This is a genomic window from Sphingomonas sp. (assembly GCF_019746015.1).
In the GTDB taxonomy this organism is placed as follows: Bacteria; Pseudomonadota; Alphaproteobacteria; order Sphingomonadales; family Sphingomonadaceae; genus Sphingomonas.
On record NZ_JAIESM010000071.1, the window covers coordinates 13,595 to 29,592 of the forward strand.

General features: G+C 67.2%; 18 protein-coding genes and 1 riboswitch. Of the genes, 1 reads left to right on the forward strand and 17 read right to left on the reverse strand.

Features of this window, described 5'->3' with window-relative positions; translation table 11 throughout:
- From K2Y03_RS10420 to K2Y03_RS10440, 5 genes are read right to left on the reverse strand one after another with little or no spacing between them, the layout of a single operon-like run.
- Complete coding sequence (locus K2Y03_RS10420) at positions 1-213, reverse strand: DUF350 domain-containing protein (RefSeq protein WP_294090582.1); 213 nt, start codon at positions 211-213, stop codon at positions 1-3.
- A 12-nt stretch (positions 214-225) separates the two neighbouring features.
- Positions 226-381, reverse strand: coding sequence for a hypothetical protein (locus K2Y03_RS10425; protein WP_294090583.1), 156 nt, complete (start codon positions 379-381; stop codon positions 226-228).
- Positions 378-1,736, reverse strand: coding sequence for a DUF4178 domain-containing protein (locus K2Y03_RS10430; RefSeq protein WP_294090584.1), 1,359 nt, complete (start codon positions 1,734-1,736; stop codon positions 378-380). The genes K2Y03_RS10425 and K2Y03_RS10430 overlap by 4 nt, the downstream gene beginning before the upstream one ends.
- Positions 1,726-2,400, reverse strand: a complete 675-nt coding sequence (locus K2Y03_RS10435; RefSeq protein ID WP_294090585.1) for a DUF4178 domain-containing protein — start codon at positions 2,398-2,400, stop codon at positions 1,726-1,728. The genes K2Y03_RS10430 and K2Y03_RS10435 overlap by 11 nt, the downstream gene beginning before the upstream one ends.
- 14 nt (positions 2,401-2,414) lie before the next feature.
- Positions 2,415-3,410, reverse strand: a complete 996-nt coding sequence (locus K2Y03_RS10440; protein ID WP_294090586.1) for an SPFH domain-containing protein — start codon at positions 3,408-3,410, stop codon at positions 2,415-2,417.
- Positions 3,411-3,612: 202 nt separating this feature from the next.
- A riboswitch (ZMP/ZTP riboswitch) is annotated at positions 3,613-3,692 on the forward strand.
- Between the two features lie 17 nt (positions 3,693-3,709).
- Between K2Y03_RS10440 and K2Y03_RS10445 the strand changes: the two genes are divergently transcribed.
- Entirely contained in the window at positions 3,710-4,435 is a 726-nt protein-coding gene (locus K2Y03_RS10445) for a DJ-1/PfpI family protein (RefSeq protein ID WP_294090587.1), read from the forward strand.
- 7 nt (positions 4,436-4,442) lie between these two features.
- Here the strand turns inward: K2Y03_RS10445 and K2Y03_RS10450 are convergent, their stop codons facing one another.
- The 12 genes from K2Y03_RS10450 to K2Y03_RS10505 form a co-directional block, all read right to left on the reverse strand.
- Positions 4,443-5,072 carry a DedA family protein gene (locus K2Y03_RS10450; RefSeq protein ID WP_294090589.1) on the reverse strand — a complete coding sequence of 210 codons (630 nt, stop codon included), beginning with the start codon at positions 5,070-5,072 and terminating at the stop codon, positions 4,443-4,445.
- 136 nt (positions 5,073-5,208) lie between these two features.
- A complete protein-coding gene (locus K2Y03_RS10455; protein ID WP_294090590.1) occupies positions 5,209-5,727 on the reverse strand; it encodes a DUF2306 domain-containing protein in 519 nt (172 codons plus the stop codon).
- A 12-nt stretch (positions 5,728-5,739) separates the two neighbouring features.
- Entirely contained in the window at positions 5,740-6,210 is a 471-nt protein-coding gene (locus K2Y03_RS10460; RefSeq protein ID WP_294090592.1) for a hypothetical protein, read from the reverse strand.
- A 29-nt stretch (positions 6,211-6,239) separates the two neighbouring features.
- Positions 6,240-6,776, reverse strand: coding sequence for a demethoxyubiquinone hydroxylase family protein (locus K2Y03_RS10465; RefSeq protein WP_294090593.1), 537 nt, complete (start codon positions 6,774-6,776; stop codon positions 6,240-6,242).
- Positions 6,776-7,252 carry a disulfide bond formation protein B gene (locus tag K2Y03_RS10470; RefSeq protein WP_294090594.1) on the reverse strand — a complete coding sequence of 159 codons (477 nt, stop codon included), beginning with the start codon at positions 7,250-7,252 and terminating at the stop codon, positions 6,776-6,778. The genes K2Y03_RS10465 and K2Y03_RS10470 overlap by 1 nt, the downstream gene beginning before the upstream one ends.
- A complete protein-coding gene (locus tag K2Y03_RS10475) occupies positions 7,252-8,649 on the reverse strand; it encodes a S41 family peptidase (protein WP_294090596.1) in 1,398 nt (465 codons plus the stop codon). Before K2Y03_RS10475 ends, K2Y03_RS10470 begins: the two co-directional genes overlap by 1 nt.
- Before the next feature lie 87 nt (positions 8,650-8,736).
- Entirely contained in the window at positions 8,737-9,945 is a 1,209-nt protein-coding gene (locus tag K2Y03_RS10480) for an ABC transporter permease (RefSeq protein WP_294090598.1), read from the reverse strand.
- Positions 9,942-10,667, reverse strand: coding sequence for an ABC transporter ATP-binding protein (locus K2Y03_RS10485; protein ID WP_294090599.1), 726 nt, complete (start codon positions 10,665-10,667; stop codon positions 9,942-9,944). The genes K2Y03_RS10480 and K2Y03_RS10485 overlap by 4 nt, the downstream gene beginning before the upstream one ends.
- On the reverse strand, positions 10,657-11,988 hold the full coding sequence (locus tag K2Y03_RS10490; protein ID WP_294090600.1) for an efflux RND transporter periplasmic adaptor subunit: 1,332 nt from the start codon (positions 11,986-11,988) through the stop codon (positions 10,657-10,659). Before K2Y03_RS10490 ends, K2Y03_RS10485 begins: the two co-directional genes overlap by 11 nt.
- 8 nt (positions 11,989-11,996) lie before the next feature.
- A complete protein-coding gene (locus K2Y03_RS10495; RefSeq protein WP_294090601.1) occupies positions 11,997-13,478 on the reverse strand; it encodes an efflux transporter outer membrane subunit in 1,482 nt (493 codons plus the stop codon).
- A 121-nt stretch (positions 13,479-13,599) separates the two neighbouring features.
- Positions 13,600-15,600, reverse strand: a complete 2,001-nt coding sequence (locus K2Y03_RS10500; protein WP_294090602.1) for an acetyl/propionyl/methylcrotonyl-CoA carboxylase subunit alpha — start codon at positions 15,598-15,600, stop codon at positions 13,600-13,602.
- Entirely contained in the window at positions 15,600-15,827 is a 228-nt protein-coding gene (locus K2Y03_RS10505) for a hypothetical protein (RefSeq protein ID WP_294090603.1), read from the reverse strand. The genes K2Y03_RS10500 and K2Y03_RS10505 overlap by 1 nt, the downstream gene beginning before the upstream one ends.
- Positions 15,828-15,998 lie beyond the last annotated feature (171 nt).

Consider the following 15,998-nt stretch of genomic DNA (forward strand, 5'->3'; position numbering starts at 1 on the left):
TCAACCGTGGACGGCGGCAGCGACGATGATCGCAAAACCCAGTGCCACCGCGCCGCCGAACACGGCCACCGCCATGTTCTGCTTCACCTGGATTTCTTCCCACAATTTGCCCGGCGTCAGCAGGTCGAACACGAAGAAGCCGGCCGTGAACACGACGATGCCGACCACGGCATAAACCAGCGAGGCAAGCAGGACGTTGAAGTTGATGATCATCCCCGTAACTCCCTATTTGTGGCGCGGGCCGCCGACAAAGACGCCGCCCATGCCAGAGCGTGTGCGGCCGCCATCGGCAAAGGGCGACCATGAATAATAGCCGGTAGCCATGAACAGCAGCACCACCCCCATGCACCAGGCGGTGTAGAAGAAGGTGCGCCCGCTCATTCGTCATCCTCCGTCGACTGGGATTCGAGCAATTTGGCAATGCCGCTGCGGCCAAAATCGCCCTGGTCCTGCCGTGCCTGCTCAAAGCTCACCTGGCGATACAGGAACCAGAGGAACGGCAGGAAAATGAGCCCGAACGCCAGCAGCAAATTGCCCGCGAACATGCCGCCGCTGCGCGCGGTAACGGCGATCTCCGCGCCATTCTCGAACCAGGCCGGGCCGCTACCGAACACGCTTTGCGCCGGGTCCGCCCAGCGATTGGCCTTGTAATCAATCACCAGGTCATAGGTGCCGGCGGGCACGCTGGCGATCGAAACCTCGCGCGTGCCCGATCCTTCCTGCCACGGCCCGTCGCTGTCGCGGCCGGAATAGCGTTCGGCCGCGCCATAAGCGTCATAGCTTTGCTGCGTCTTGCGGTCGACCAGCGAATAATCGAGGTCGACCCAGCCATTGTCGATCTGCGGCACATCGGCGCTGATTTCCACCTTCTGCCAAGCGCGGGTCAGCGTGATCGGGCCGATCGTCGCGCTCTGGTCGCGACCCTGCGGGTCGATCGACAGCCGCGTGCTGGCCAGCTGGGTGCCGCCGCTGAACACCAGCATCACCACCACCAGAAACGCCATCGCCGCCATCGCGATGCCGGTCGCCTTGCCCAGCCAGCCGCCATAGGGCGAGGGCTGGTGCGGCAGCGGCGGCCAGGGATTGGCGGGCGCATCCACCCCGAACGCTGCCTTGATCTCGGCCGGGGTCAGCAGGCGCAGCACCGTCCAGCTCGCCTCCTGCGCATTCGCCTCACGCGAGAGCATGAAGCCCGGCGAGACCCAGGTTTCGCTCTCCACCCGCTCGCCCTGCCGCACGCGCCAGTAGAATTCGCCGACGACCGAATCCACCTGCGCCTCGGTCTTGGCGAAAAAGGGGGTGAAGCCGCGCCCGTCGACCGAGAGCGACCCGCTGCTCCACGCCGGCACCGTCGTCAGCATCGTGCCCAGGCTCCAGCCGCGCCCGTCAAAGGTCAGCCACCGATAGCCATGATAGGGATTGAACAGCAGATATTCTTCCCACGGATAGGCGCCGCCTTCGCTGCGCGTCATATGGCCGACCGCTTCCCATTCCACGCCGTCCAGCACCCCGCGCATGCCCAGCGGGATGGAAAGCTCGGCGGTGGCGTTGTGATACGCCTCGATCAGCCGCACTTCGGGGTTGGTCACGTCGAGCAGGCTGCCGCAATATTGGCACGCAACCGTCACCGTATAGCCCGCCGCGCGCAGCGTGATGGTGCCGCCGCAATTGGGGCAGCTGAGCGCCTTTACGGCCGGCGCGGGGGCGGCTGTGGCAGGGGTCGCGTCAGGCGGCATAATCGGGCCGCGCCCATCCCTCGATCACACGCAGATTGCGCGGGGCGAGTTCGGCCAGCGTCACATAGCGGCCGACATAGAAGGTCGCCTCGCCCCCGTCGCGCTGCAGGCTGGCGCAATTGCCCGATGGCGCGCGCAAGTCGATGCTGTAGATCCGCCAGCCCGCCGGCGCCCGGAACGGCAGCTCACCCTCCGCCGCCAGACAGTCCACCGCGCGCGCGTCCGCCACGAACAGCGTTTCGCCCTCCACCTCGGCCTGGTCGCCGATCACCGCGTCGTTGCCGGCGAGCACCGCGGCCAGCCCCCGCATCTTCAGGTCACTGAGCGGACGCTCGACCGTCAGCATATATTGCCCCATCGCCTCGCCCAGCCAGGCGGTGCCGCCACCCGCGAACAGCAGCAGCCATTCGTTCCACGAGCCATCGGTCCAGCCCCAGCGGATGCGGCCGATCACGTCGAACGCCTGCCCGCCAAAGCGCCCGGCGGTGCCGATCTGGATGGGGCTCACGTCGAACGGCAGCGCCGCCGCCTTGCCGGCCTGGGCAATCCCCTCGTCGGAGCGGACCAGCATCGTCTGGCAATGGTCGCACACCCGCATCGGCAGCGCGGCCGAGCGGAACACGACATCGGCCCCGCAATTGGGGCAGGGAAGATGCAGCGCCATGCGCCCGGGTCCGGTCAGCGAACGCGGCTAAGCAGCTCGGCCTTCTTGGCGTCGAACTCGGCCTGGGTGATCGCGCCCACCGTCATCAGCCGGTGCAGCTTTTCGATCTGGGCAAAGGCATCGTCGCTGCCGCCCGCGCCCGCCGCCGGGGCTGCTGCCCCCGCCATCGACCCCATCATCGCCTGGCCGATCGCCATGCCGGCCGCCGCGCCCGCGCCAATGCCGCCCAGCCCGCCGGGATTGGCGGCGGCTGCCTCGATCGCGTCGGCGCTCTGGAACTTGGTGAAGCGGTCCAGATCGCCCACCACCCGCATCGAGCTGGCCTTGTCGAGATATTTCTGAACCTCCTCGGGCAGCGACACGCTTTCGACGAAGAAGCTGCGGCAGCTGAGGCCCCACAGGGCAAAGGCAGCGTCGACCGCGCCCTTGATCTTGTCCGACAATGCCTGCTGGTTGGCGGCCAGATCGATGAACGCGGTGTCCGCGCCGCCCAGCGCGGTGGCAATGGCAGTGGCAATCGCGCCCTTCAGCTGCGGCTCGATATCGGCCGCCGTCACATGCTCCAGCGTGCCCATCAGCTTGGCGGCGAACACCGGCACATCCTCCACCCGGAAGGAATAGCTGCCAAAGGCGCGGATGCGCAGCGGGCCGAATTCCTTGTCGCGCACGGTGATCGGCTGGGCGGTGCCCCATTTCAGCCCGGCCTGTTCCTTCTGGCTAAAGAAATAGACATCGGCCTTGAACGGCGATTTGAAGCCCTTGTCCCAGTTCTGCAGCGCGGTCAGCAGCGGCAGATTGGCGGTTTCCAGCGTGTGCATGCCCGGCTTGAACGCGTCGGCGATCTGCCCTTCGTTATAGAAGAACGCGACCTGCCCCTCACGCACCGTCAGCTGCGCGCCGTTCTGGATCTCGCGGTCCTGCATCGGATAGCGGAACCCCAGATCGCCGGGCTGCTCCACCCAGTCGATAACGTCGACGAACTGCTTCGAAAGAAAGTCGAGAATGCCCATGGCCAACCTCCGTGTATCGCCGCACTATAACGCCTTGTCGAGCGCGGCGAAACGGAAATCGGTGGGGGGCATCAAGGCAGCGGGACCCCGGGTCAAGCCCGGGGTGACGCAGGAGATGGTGGTGCCGTTGCAGCGAGCATGCCCCTGCCCGCCCTGCGCAGCAGAACCCCGTTCCCAAAGCCGCCGCCCCGCGTTACCCTGGCCCCCGGCGCGTGACTGGCGATCAGGTGGAGCACCACCGGGGAGCGCGCCCTTAGCCGCCGCATCGCCTGGGCAACTTTCACCCTAGGGAGGATGCCATGGCCGATCCGCTGCACATTGCCTTTCTGCTGTTCCCCAACGTCACCCAGCTGGACCTGACCGGGCCGGCGCAGGTGTTGAGCCGGCTGGGCAATGCCCGGATCGATCTGGTCGCTGCCACGCGCGATCCGGTGCCGACCGATGCCGGCTTTGCTTTGCTCCCCACCGCGACCTTTGCCGAGGTGCCGCGCGCCGACATTTTGTGCGTGCCGGGCGGCTTCGGCGTGAACGATGCGATGGAGGACGAAGCCACGCTGGCCTGGCTGCGCGCGGTGGGCGCCGGTGCGGGCTGGGTGACGAGCGTGTGCACCGGCTCGCTGCTGCTGGGGGCGGCCGGGCTGCTGATCGGCTATCGCGCGACCTGCCACTGGGCGCAGCACCATCACCTGGCCGCCTTTGGCGCGATCGGGGTGCACGACCGCGTCGTCATCGACCGCAACCGCGCGACCGGCGGCGGGGTGACGGCGGGCATCGATTTCGGCCTGGCGCTGGTCGCCGCGATCCGGGGGGAGGAGCATGCCCGGCTGGTGCAGCTGAGCCTGGAATATGACCCCGCACCCCCGTTCGACAGCGGCAGCCCGGCGCGCGCCGATGCGGCGACGCTCGCGCGCTATCAGGCACTCGCCGCGCGGATGGCGCCGGGCCGCGACGAACGGACGCGGGCGGCGGCGGCACGGCTGGGGCTGGGGCTGGGGCTGGGGCTGGCGGCAACCGCGCCGTCCTGACGCGCGCTCAAGCCGCCTTCGCGCCGCGCAGCCGGTGCCACACGAAGAACGCCACGCCGGCCACCAGCACCACGCCGATCAGCGCGTCGGCCGAGTGGAAGGCGGCCTTCACGCGGGGGTCGCTGTCCCATTTCTCGCCCAGCACCATGCCCAGCCACGCCAGGCCGAAGCACCACGGCCACGAACCGATGAAGGTGTAAAGGTGGAACGGCACCAGCTTCATCCGCGCGACGCCGGCCGGAAAGGCAATGAACGAGCGGATCGCGGGCAGCAGCCGGCCGATCAGCACCGCCATGCTGCCATAGCGCGCGAAGAAGCGGTCCGCCGCCTCGATCTCGCCCATGCCGATCAGCACATATTTGCCGTAACGCTCCAGCAGCGGCCGGCCGCCGCGCTTGCCCAGTTCATAGGCGAAGATCGAGCCGACATTGCAGCCGATCGCCCCGGCCGTGGCGGCAAGGTAGAGGTTCATCTTGCCCTGCTGCACCAGATAGCCCGCCGCCGGCATGATGAGTTCCGACGGCAAGGGAATGCACGCCGATTCGATTGCCATCAGCACGATGACGGCCAGATAGCCGCCGCTCGCCATCATCCCCAGAAAGAGCTGGGCGAGATATCCCAGGATTTTGCCGATCATGGCCGCGTGCGTTGGCGCAAAAGCCCGGTGATGGCAAGCACGGCGCAGGCGGGCGCCCATGTGGACAAGGTGTCCATCTGTTGGAAAAAACGCGTTCCGGTATCCACGAGACGCTCTTTTTTGGATTTGCCGCCCCTCAACCCAGCAGCCATTGCCCCAGCAGCCGGTTGAACGGGAACGTAAAATAACCGGCCAGCAGCATCGCCCCCGTCACCATCCCCCGCACCGCGCTGCGGTGCATGGCGATGCGGTGGGTGCGGGCACTCCACCAGATCAGCGGCGCCTGGATCAGCACCCAGGCCGACAGAATGTGGATGACGCTCAGGCCGCCGTGATTGCCCTGACGGATGCCGAACGATCCGATCGCCGTCGCCAGCATCGCCACCACCCAGATGCGGCCCAGCAGCCGGTGGCGCGCATCGCCCCGGCGGCGCAGCAGCATGACCGGCGTCAGCGCCAGCGCGATGCTGACCGTGGCGAGGTGAAACCAGATCACCCCCAGCATCTCGCCCCAGCGCGGCTGGCCCCGCACGATCGCGGCAAGCACCAGCGCGAACAGAATGGCGCTGAGCACCGCCAGCACCCGCTCGAAACGGTCCGCCGCCAGCGGGCCGCCGCCGGTCTGGCCCGGCTTTACCGGTGCGGCGATGTTCAACCCGTCGCCCGTTCAGTTGCCGCCGATCGCGGCTTCTTCGCGAGCCTGCTCGGCCTTCTTCGCCTTGTTCTCGCGCCGCGCCTCGATGAAGCGCTGGTTCGCGCAGCCGATCATCCCGCCGGGGCCGCCGCCCGCCGAACAGCTGCCGATGCCGGCTGCGCCGACATTGGTGATGCCATCGGCGCGCACTGCCCAGCTTTCATTTTCGGGCTTGATCGGGCCATCGCGCAGCGTCTTGGGGATGCGGAACTGTTCATTGGCGTCGACGCGGCGGCACACCACCACTTCGTTGCCGGCGGCATCGGTGGGGCAGCGCTGATTGCCATAGAGCACCAGCACGCCGTTGATCGGCGCCTCGCGCGAGGTTTCGGGCGAGCTGGTCGTGGTGGGGCGCGGCGGCGGCGTAGCCGACGGGCCGACGGCCTGGGCGAACGTTGCGGCGGGGAACGAAACAGCCGCAATGGCGATCATCAACCTCAACATGGCACCCGCCTCCTTGGCCCCTTCTTTACTCACACCCGCTTGGAAACCGCAATGGCCAGCCGACATCCCAGCCGGATCGCGCCCGACAGCAACGGATAGGCCGGCGCCTGTTCCGCCCCCGCCGCCAGCGCGGTTTCGCGGTGGTGGACCTCGTCCGCCTGGAAATCAGCGATGGCTGCGCTCAGCTCGGGATCGTCATCGCCCAGCTCGGCGAGCTGCTCCGAATAATGCCGGTCGATCTCGGTCTCGATCGCGGCGGTGCAGGCCATCGCTGCCGCCGGCCCCAGCGCTGCGGTCGCTGCGCCCAGCGCAAAGCCCGCGACATTCCAGAAGGGCTGCAACAGCGTGGGCCGAACGCCGCGCTCGGCGATCATCCGGTCGAAGAACAGGCGGTGCCGCTCCTCCTGCTGCGCCATGCCGGCGATTTCGCGCGCGGCGGTGCTCCGGTCGCCCATCACCGCCAGCTGGCCGGCATAGATCCGCGTCGCGCCATATTCACCGGCTTGATCGACGCGCACCATCGCGTCGGTCCGCCGCCGGGGGTCGCCGGGTTTCCACCGGGCCATCAGCGCCTCCTTGCTGCCATCAGCGCCAATATGGCGATGCCACCGCCCAGCGAAAAGAGCGCGTTGAAGCCGGCGAGCGAAATCCCGGCAAAGCTCCACTGCGGCACGTCGCACCGCACGATGGGGGCATGCATGATCGCGGCGAGCGGATCGCCGCCGGCCGCGACCGTGCTGGAACAGGCGGTGATGCCCGGCCACCAGTGATATTCGACGCCGGCATGGAAAACGCCGATCGCGCCGCTGGTCAGCACGGCAAAGGCCGCGAGCGCGACCAGCACGCCGCGCGGCGCCCGTGCCGGCAGCACAAAGGCCAGCAGCGCCAGCAGAATCGCGGCATAATGCGGCCAGCGCTGCCAGTGGCACATCTCGCAGGGATAAAGCCCGCCCAGATATTGCGAGCCCAGCGCCCCTGCCATCAGCGCGCCCGGCACCAGCAGCGCGAGCCAGCGCGCCGTGACGAAACTCCGGCCCGGCATCAGGGCTTGGGCGCGTCTGCCGGCGCGGGCGTGGCAGCGGGCGCCAGATCGGCCCGGCCCGGATTGGGCGCGCCCAGCCGCGCAATCGCCGCCACCTGCGTCGGCCCGCCCAGCCGCGCCAGCGTCTGCAGCGCGTAATAAAGCTGGTAATCGTCGATCCGCTTCGCCTTCAGATCGGGCGCGGTCGCGGCAAAGCGCGGGTCGGGCTTGCCGTCATCCTCGACGATTCGGTCGGTGGCCTTGGCCGAGTTGAGCAGGTGCCGGCGCAGATCGTCCTCGCGCACCACCGGCCGGCTGCGATAATCGGCGTCGGACAGCTGCGGCACCGGCACGTCCGGGTCGATCCCGCCTTCCTGCACCGAGCGGCCCGAGGGCGTGTAATAACGCGCGGTGGTCAGCCGCACATCGGTGCGCGGGCCGAGCTGGAGGAGCGACTGCACCGACCCCTTGCCGAAGCTGCGCTCGCCGACCACGATCGCGCGGTGCTGGTCCTGCAGCGCGCCGGCGACGATTTCGGAGGCCGACGCCGTACCCGCGTTGATGAGCACCACCAGCGGCGCGCCCAGCGTGGCATCGCCCGACTGTGCATAGAAGCGCTGGATGTCGCCCTTGTCGCGCCCGCGCTGCGAGACGATCTCGCCGCGCTCCATGAACGCATCGGACACCGCGACCGCCTCGTTCAGCAGGCCGCCGCCATTGTCGCGCAGGTCGATGATATAGCCCAGCGGCGCATGGCCCAGTTGCTTGCGGATGCCGGCCACTGCCTCACGCGTATAGCGGCCAGTGCCTTCGGAGAAGGTGTTGATGCTGATCACGCCGATGTCGCCGCGCACGTCCCACGTCACCGGCTTGATGGTGATGTCCTCGCGCGTCAGCGTCAGCTGGATCGGCTTGTCCTGCCCCTTGCGCGCAACCGTCAGCGTCACTTTCGAGCCCGGCTTGCCGCGCAGCTGCCCGACCGCCTCGTCGCGGGTCAGACCATAGACGAACTTGCCGTCGACATGGGTGATATAGTCGCCGGACTTGATGCCGGCGCGCCAGGCCGGCGTGTCCTTTTGCGGGGTCACCACCTTGACGATGCCGTCCTCCATGGTGATCGACAGGCCAAGGCCGCCATATTTGCCCTCAGTCTGGATCTTCAGATTCTCGTAATCGGCGCCGTCCTCATAGGAGCTGTGCGGATCGAGCGCGGCGAGCATGCCGTCGATCGCGCCGCGCACCAGCACCTTGTTGTCGACCGGGTCGACATATTTGGACTTCACCAGATTATAGACGTCCATAAACTGGTCGAGCTCGCGATAGCTGTCGGAATCGACCTGGGCGATCGCGCTGGTGCCGACCGGAATCAGCGCAAGGGCGGCAACGGTGGCACAGGCCTGCAGCAGGGCACGGGGCATCAAGGCACTTTCAACTAACGATGTTCAGGAGTGTGGTGTAGCGCGGCTTGGCGAGCGGCTAAAGCCCCGTTGGCACGGCACCCACGCTTATTCGTGGCGCAGCGCGTCGATGGGGTTCAGACTCGCCGCGCGGCGGGCCGGAAAATAGCCGAACACGACGCCGATCACCGCCGAAATCGCAAAGGCCACGATGTTGATCTGCGGGTCGAACAGCCATTTCACGCCCAGCACCGGCACCAGCCCGGCGATCACTGCCTGCGCCAGCACCAGCCCGATCACGCCGCCCAGGCACGACAGCGCAATCGCCTCCACCAGAAACTGCAGCAGCACCTCGCGCGCAACTGCGCCAATCGCCAGGCGAATGCCGATCTCGCGGGTCCGCTCGGTGACGGAGACGAGCATGATGTTCATGATGCCGATCCCGCCCACCACCAGGCTGATCGCTGCGACGGCGGAGACGATGCCGGTCAGCAGCGTGGTCGATTGGGTCAGCGTCTGGTTGATCTGGTTGGTGTCGAAGATGAAGAAGTCATCTTCCTTGCCATTGGTGATGTTGCGCCGCTCCCGCAACAGGCTGGTGATCGACGCCTGCACCTGCGCGGTTGAATAGGCCGCGTCGACGCCGACCAGCATCACCCGCACATCGCGGTTGCCGGTGATGCGGCGCTGCACCGCCTTGATCGGCATTACCACCACATCGTCCTGATCGGCACCAAAGCCCGCCTGCCCCTTGGCGATCAGCAGCCCGACGACATCGCAGCTGATGCCGCCGATGCGCATGCGCGTGCCGACCGGATCTTTGTCGCGATAGAGGTTCTTCTTGACGGTGTTGCCCAGGATGCACACCGATTTGCCGGCGAAAATCTCCTGATCGGTGAACTCGCGGCCGGAGGCGATCGGCCAGGGATTGACGCGGAAGAAATCATTGGTGGTGCCGTTGACGGTGGTTGACCAGTTGCCGCCCTCATAAACGGCGGTGCCGGTCGACTGGGCTTCCTCCGCCACGATGCGCACGCCCGAAATCTGCCTGCGCACCGCGTCCACATCTTCGATCTTGAAGTCGGGCGGGCGCGGGCCGCCGCCGCCACGGCCAAAGCCCTGGCCGGGCCGCACCTGCAGAATATTTGTCCCCAGCGACGAGATCGACGCCTGCACCGCCGCCGTCGTCGCCTTGCCCAGCGTCACCATCGTCACCACCGCCGCCACGCCGATGATGATGCCCAGCGTCGTCAGGAACGAGCGCAGCTTGTGCCGGGCGATCGAGCGCAGCGCGAGAAGCAATGTCGTCCAGATCATTGGCGCCGCCTGCCCGTCTCGATGCTTTCAACCAGCCCGTCCTTGAACATCACGATGGTGTTGGCATAGGCGGCCATGTCCGGCTCGTGCGTCACCATCAGGATGGTGATGCCGCTGTCGCGGTTGAGCTGGGTCAGCAATTCCATGATCTCGACCGAGCGTTCGCTGTCCAGATTGCCGGTCGGCTCGTCGGCGAGCAGCACCGCCGGGCTGGTCACGATCGCGCGGGCAATCGCCACGCGCTGCTGCTGCCCGCCGGAAAGCTCGGCCGGCGTATGGTCCCACCAAGGGGCAAGGCCGACCTGGTCGAGTGCGGCCATCGCCGCGTCATGCCGCACCTTGCGCGCATCGCCGCGATAAAGCAGCGGCAGCTCGACATTTTCAAGCGCGGTGGTGCGCGCGAGCAGATTGAACCCCTGGAACACGAAGCCCAGATAGCGGCGGCGCAGCAGCGCACGCTGGTCGCGGTCCAGCCCTTCCACTCGCACGCCCTTGAAGGTGAAGCTGCCGGAACTGGGCACGTCGAGGCAGCCGAGAATGTTCATCGTCGTCGACTTGCCGGAGCCCGACGCGCCCATCACCGCGACGAAATCGCCCGGCGTCACGTCCAGATCGACGCCCTTCAGCGCCTGGAACGCGGTCGGCCCGCTGCCATAGGTCTTGGTCACCCCACGCAGCGCAATGAGCGGCGCGGGGGACGCCGGGCGCGGCTCAGCGGCCACCGCCCGCCTCGCCCTGCTTGGCCCCGGGCGCCAGCTGGCCCGTCACCACCTTCATGCCGGCCTTCAGGTCGCCGCCCACGATCTCGGTCATCGTGCCGTTGGTGTTGCCGGCGATCACCTCCAGCTGCTTCAGCGTGCCATCGGCCTGGAGCACATAGAGATTCTGGCGGGAACCACGCGCGATTGTCGCCGTGCGCTCACCGCCGCGCCGCAGCCGGGGCGGGCCGAACGCGCTGGCAATGCCGCTCTGCGGTGCCGCGCTTCCTTCGGCCGGGCGGAACCGCAGCGCGCCATTGGGCACCAGCAGCACATTCTTCTTCTGGATGGTGGTGATGTCGGCCGTCGCGGTCATGCCCGGACGCAGCTTCTGCGCAGGGTTGGAGACCGCCAGCGTCGCGGAATAGCTGACCACCTGATTGCTGGTCGACCCCGCCGTTGTGGAGCTTTGCGCAGACAGGTTGGATCCCAGATCGACCCGCGTGATGGAAGCGGGGAATTTCTCGCCCGGGAAGGCGTCCACGGTGAAGGTCGCCTGCTGACCGGCGCTCACCTCGCCCACATCGGCTTCGTCGATCGCGACCTCCAGCTTCATCTTGGTCAGGTCTTCGGCAATCACGAACAGGGTCGGCGTGTTGAACGAGGCGACGACCGTCTGCCCTGGCTCGATCTGGCGCGCGAGCACCACGCCGTTGACGGGCGAGCGGATGACCGCGCGCACATAGTTGTAATCGTTGGACGACAGGGTGGCGCGCGCCTGTGCCACATTGGCCTGTGCCGCGCGCAGATTGGCAACCGCGCGGTCGCGGTCGGCCACGGCCTGGTCCATCTCGGTCTTTGACGGCACCCGGCCGCCCGATGCCTTGTTCACTTCCTCCAGCCGGGCGAGCTGCGCACTGGCCTGAGCGAGCGTCGCCTGCGCCTGGCCGACAGCGGCGATGTTGGCGTTCAGCTGCGCACGGCTCTGGTTCACTGCATCACGGAAGCGCGCCGGGTCGATATAGACGATGGGCTGACCGGCCGTGACGCGGTCATTCACATCGACCATCACTTTCGACACCAGGCCCGAGACTTCGGAGCCGATATCGACCTGGTTGGTCGGCGCCAGCTTGCCGGTGGCGGAGACGGTGACGGTCAGGTCGCCGGGCTGCGCCACTTCGGTCGCATAGCCGGGCTTGGGCGCGGGCGCGAGCAGCCGCATCGCGAGCAGCACCAGCAGCACCACGCCAATCGCGACCAGCACCCATTTGCCCCAGCGCCGCCACGCGGGCACCGGCTTCTGCCCCAGAAAATCGTCTAGATTGGTGGAAGCGGCGTCGGCCATGAACGATCCTATTTGGTCGGGCTGGAGGGAGCGGCGGGCTGGCCGTCGCCATGTTTCAACGGGGGCGCGGTCGGCACCGGGCCATCGGCGTCCCAGCCGCCGCCCAGCGCCAGATAGAGCCGCACCAGCGCCTGCGCCTGATCCGACTTGGCCTGCGCCAGGCCATTTTGCGCGGTCAGCAGCGAGGTTTCCGCGGTGTTCAGCGTCAGCACATCGGTCAGCCCCGCACGATAGCGGCTGCGCGCGAGCAGTGCCGCATTTTCCGATGCTTCCGCTGCAATCATGAAGTCGCGCTGGCGGCGCTGCGCGGTGGCGAGCGCGGTCAGCGCATTTTCGACATCTTCAAGCGCGGTCAGCACCGCTGCCTTATACGCGCCAAAGGCCTGTTCGGCCGCGGCGCGGCGCTGGCGCACCACCGCGCGGTTGCGCCCGGCGTCGAAGATCGTCTGCGCCAGCTGGCCGAACACGCGGCCGGTGATGATATTGGTGAGCAGGTCGATCGACGAGGCGTTGGTGTTGATGCTGGTGCCCAGCGTCAGCTGCGGGAACAGCTGCGCCTTGGCGACGCCGATCTGCGCGGTTGCCGCCGCCAGGTTGCGCTCCGCCACGCGCACATCGGGGCGCATGCGGATGAGATCAGCGGGCAGCCCCACCGGCACCGCGTCCGGCCCTTTGGGGATGGGTTTGATCGCCCGCAGCTGCTCCTTCAGCGCGCCCGGCGCCTGGCCGGTCAGCACGCCCAGCCGGTTGGCGGCCTGTTCAAAGCTCTGGTCGAAGGTCGGCACCTGCGTCGCGGTCTGTGCACGCTGGGCACGGACCTGCTCGGCATCGAGGCCGGAGACGAGCCCGGCCTGCACGCGGAAGCCCGCGATTTCCAGATTGTCGTCCTGCAGCGCCAGGCTGCCGCGCGCGATGGCGGCATTGGCCTGCGCCGCGCGCAGCAGGATATAGTTGCGCGCCACTTCCGACGCGACCGAGGCGCGCACCTGCGCCAGGCTGTAGCCGCTCGATTGCAGGCTGCCGCGCGCGCCCTCTATCCCGCGCCGCACCCCGCCGAACAGATCGACCTGATAGGAGGCGTCGGCCGACAGCACGTAATTCTCGTTGACGATGCCGGCATTGGTAATCTGGCCAAAGGTGCGCCCGCGCACCTCGATATTGCGCGAATAGCCGGCATTGGCGGAAACGGTGGGGAACAGCCCGGCATTCTGCTGAATCAGCTGCTCGCGCGCCTGGCGTAGGCGCGAGACGGCCTGTGCCACGTCAAGATTCTGCTTCAGCGCCAGCTCGACGATCGCGTTCAGTTGCGGGTCGTTGAAGCTGGTCCACCATTGTTCCAGCTCGGGCCGCACGCCCGGCACGCTGGGGGTGGAAAAGGCATCGGGCACGCCGAGTGTGGCGGGTTCCGGCCGGTGATAATTGGGGCCGACCGCGCAGCCGGCGAGCATCAACGGGGCGAAGGCGAGCAGGGCAAAAGACGTGCGGACCATTGCCACTGTCATGCCCATCTAAGACGCCCCCGTCACCCGCGAATATGTATCAATATGTCGCAATCCATAACGTGAGGCGACGATATCGCAATGGCGACAGCGACTTATTCACAACAGAATTTCAGTCGATCTCCAGAATAATCGCATCGACGGCCAGACTGTCTCCCGTGCGCGCGGCGACCGACTTCACCGTGCCGGCTTTTTCCGCACGCAGGATATTTTCCATCTTCATCGCTTCGACCACCGCCAGCGGCTGACCCGGCTCGACCCGGTCGCCGACATCGACATGAAGCCGCATCAACAGCCCCGGCATCGGCGACAGCAGAAAGCGTGACAGGTCCGGCGGCACCTTTTCGATCATGTGGTGCGCATGCGCGGCGACATGGGCAGGCAGCACGCGGGCGCGGTGCGTGGCGCCCCGGGTGGTGAGCAGCCATGCGCCCGATGCGCGGGCGACCTTCACCGTCAGCGCCTCTCCATCGGCCGTTGCATGGGCCAGGCGCGCGCCCGGCTGCCAGTCGCAGCTGCCCTCGATCCGGTGGCCGTCGACCAGGGCATGCCCCTCGCCCAGCACCACGTCATGGTCATGGCCGCCGATGCGCACCTGCCAGCGCGTGCCGGGCCGCGTGGTGCCGCCCAGCTGGCCATCCACCTGCCGCGCGCGCGCATCGAGCGTGAAGGCATTGCCCGCCGCAATCGCCGCCAGCGCCCGGATCAACTCGGGCGTGGCTGGCGCGCCATGGAAGCCGTCGGGATATTCCTCGGCAATGAAGCCCGTGGTCAGCGCGCCGGCGCGGAAGCGCGGATGCTGCATCAGTGCGGAGACGAAATCGACATTGTGCCCGGGGCCGTCAATCTCGAACGCGTCGAGTGCGGCGATCTGCGCATCGATCGCGCCTTCGCGGGTTGGCGCCCAGGTGATCAGCTTGGCGATCATCGGGTCGTAGAAGCGGCTCACCTCGCCCCCTTCGCAAACGCCGTCATCGACGCGGACATAGGGCCGGTCGCCGTCGGGCGCGCCGGTTGCAGGCGGCGCATAGCGCACCAGTCGCCCGGTCGACGGCAGGAAGCCGCGATAGGGATCCTCGGCATAGACGCGGTTTTCGATCGACCAGCCGTTGATGCCGATCTGGCCTTGCGTAAACGGCAGCTTCTCGCCCGCTGCCACCCGGATCATCTGCTCGACCAGATCGACGCCGGTAATCGCCTCGGTCACCGGATGCTCCACCTGCAGCCGGGTGTTCATCTCCAGAAAATAGAAGCTTTCGCCGGTGGTATCCGCGCCCGACACGATCAGTTCGACCGTGCCCGCGCTGTAATAGCCCACCGCACGGGCGAGCGCGACGGCCTGCTCGCCCATTGCCTGGCGCATTTTCGGAGTAACGAAGGGCGACGGCGCTTCCTCCACCACTTTCTGGTGGCGGCGCTGCACGCTGCATTCGCGCTCGTTGAGATAGACGATATTGCCATGCTGGTCGCCCAGCACCTGGATTTCGATATGGCGCGGGCTTTCGATGAATTTTTCGATGAACACGCGGTCGTCGCCGAAGCTGGCCAGCCCCTCGCGCTTGGTCGCCTCGAAGCCTTCGCGCACGTCCTGCTCGGAATAAGCCAGCCGCATGCCCTTGCCACCGCCCCCGGCCGACGCCTTCATCATCACGGGGAAGCCGATCTCGGCGGCGATCTTCACCGCTTCCTCGGTGTCGGCGATTTCGCCCAGATAGCCGGGGACGACGTTGACGCCGGCCGCCTTGGCGAGCTTCTTCGATTCGATCTTGTCGCCCATCGCCGCGATGGCGTTCGGCGGCGGGCCGACGAACGCGATGCCGGCGTCCGCACAGGCCTTGGCGAAACTCTCCCGCTCGGACAGGAAGCCATAGCCGGGGTGGATGCAATCCGCGCCGGTCGCCTTGGCGGCCGCGAGGATCAGGTCGGCCTTGAGGTAGCTTTCCGCAGCGGGCGCAGGACCAAGCCGCACCGCCTCATCCGCCATCAGCACATGCGGCGCCCGCGCATCGGCATCCGAATAGACCGCGACGGTCTGGAGGCCCATGCGTTTGGCGGTGCGGAACACGCGGCAGGCGATTTCACCACGATTGGCGACGAGGATTTTTTTGAGCATTAAGCCTTTTTCCATTCCCGCACGAGCAGCCCTGCAAGCACTAACCAAGCCGCGAGTGGCAACCCCAAATACATCGCTACCGGACCAACCATCGCCTTGCGGCATTCCCAGTATCCGTCAGCGCAGTCAAAGTCTGCCATTGACCAAGCGAAGAGCGTGGCAAGCCCTAAAAGCCCCAGCAGTCCCGATGCGATCAGGAAAACGATGATGAGGAGGCGCAGCTTCACAACGGAGCCCCGTCACCCCGGACTTGTTCCCGGGCCCACCGAGCAACAAGCGACGGCACCGCGAGTGGAAGAGTGGACCCCGGAACAAGTCCGGGGTGACGGTGGGGATTTGGCGTGATCACATCGCCCTCTCCAAGCCCGCATGCACAAAATCCTCGCCCTTGAACAGCA

Bases quoted from the DNA above. Each gene is read 5' to 3' on its own strand.
- K2Y03_RS10500 (WP_294090602.1), bottom strand. From the start codon at position 15,600: ATGCTCAAAAAAATCCTCGTCGCCAATCGTGGTGAAATCGCCTGCCGC.
- K2Y03_RS10450 (WP_294090589.1), bottom strand. From the start codon at position 5,072: ATGATCGGCAAAATCCTGGGATATCTCGCCCAGCTCTTTCTGGGGATG.
- K2Y03_RS10430 (WP_294090584.1), bottom strand. From the start codon at position 1,736: ATGCCGCCTGACGCGACCCCTGCCACAGCCGCCCCCGCGCCGGCCGTA.
- K2Y03_RS10425 (WP_294090583.1), bottom strand. From the start codon at position 381: ATGAGCGGGCGCACCTTCTTCTACACCGCCTGGTGCATGGGGGTGGTG.
- K2Y03_RS10480 (WP_294090598.1), bottom strand. From the start codon at position 9,945: ATGATCTGGACGACATTGCTTCTCGCGCTGCGCTCGATCGCCCGGCAC.
- K2Y03_RS10460 (WP_294090592.1), bottom strand. From the start codon at position 6,210: ATGTTGAGGTTGATGATCGCCATTGCGGCTGTTTCGTTCCCCGCCGCA.
- K2Y03_RS10475 (WP_294090596.1), bottom strand. From the start codon at position 8,649: ATGCCCCGTGCCCTGCTGCAGGCCTGTGCCACCGTTGCCGCCCTTGCG.
- K2Y03_RS10445 (WP_294090587.1), top strand. From the start codon at position 3,710: ATGGCCGATCCGCTGCACATTGCCTTTCTGCTGTTCCCCAACGTCACC.
- K2Y03_RS10495 (WP_294090601.1), bottom strand. From the start codon at position 13,478: ATGGTCCGCACGTCTTTTGCCCTGCTCGCCTTCGCCCCGTTGATGCTC.
- K2Y03_RS10440 (WP_294090586.1), bottom strand. From the start codon at position 3,410: ATGGGCATTCTCGACTTTCTTTCGAAGCAGTTCGTCGACGTTATCGAC.
- K2Y03_RS10435 (WP_294090585.1), bottom strand. From the start codon at position 2,400: ATGGCGCTGCATCTTCCCTGCCCCAATTGCGGGGCCGATGTCGTGTTC.
- K2Y03_RS10490 (WP_294090600.1), bottom strand. From the start codon at position 11,988: ATGGCCGACGCCGCTTCCACCAATCTAGACGATTTTCTGGGGCAGAAG.
- K2Y03_RS10420 (WP_294090582.1), bottom strand. From the start codon at position 213: ATGATCATCAACTTCAACGTCCTGCTTGCCTCGCTGGTTTATGCCGTG.
- K2Y03_RS10465 (WP_294090593.1), bottom strand. From the start codon at position 6,776: ATGGCCCGGTGGAAACCCGGCGACCCCCGGCGGCGGACCGACGCGATG.
- K2Y03_RS10470 (WP_294090594.1), bottom strand. From the start codon at position 7,252: ATGCCGGGCCGGAGTTTCGTCACGGCGCGCTGGCTCGCGCTGCTGGTG.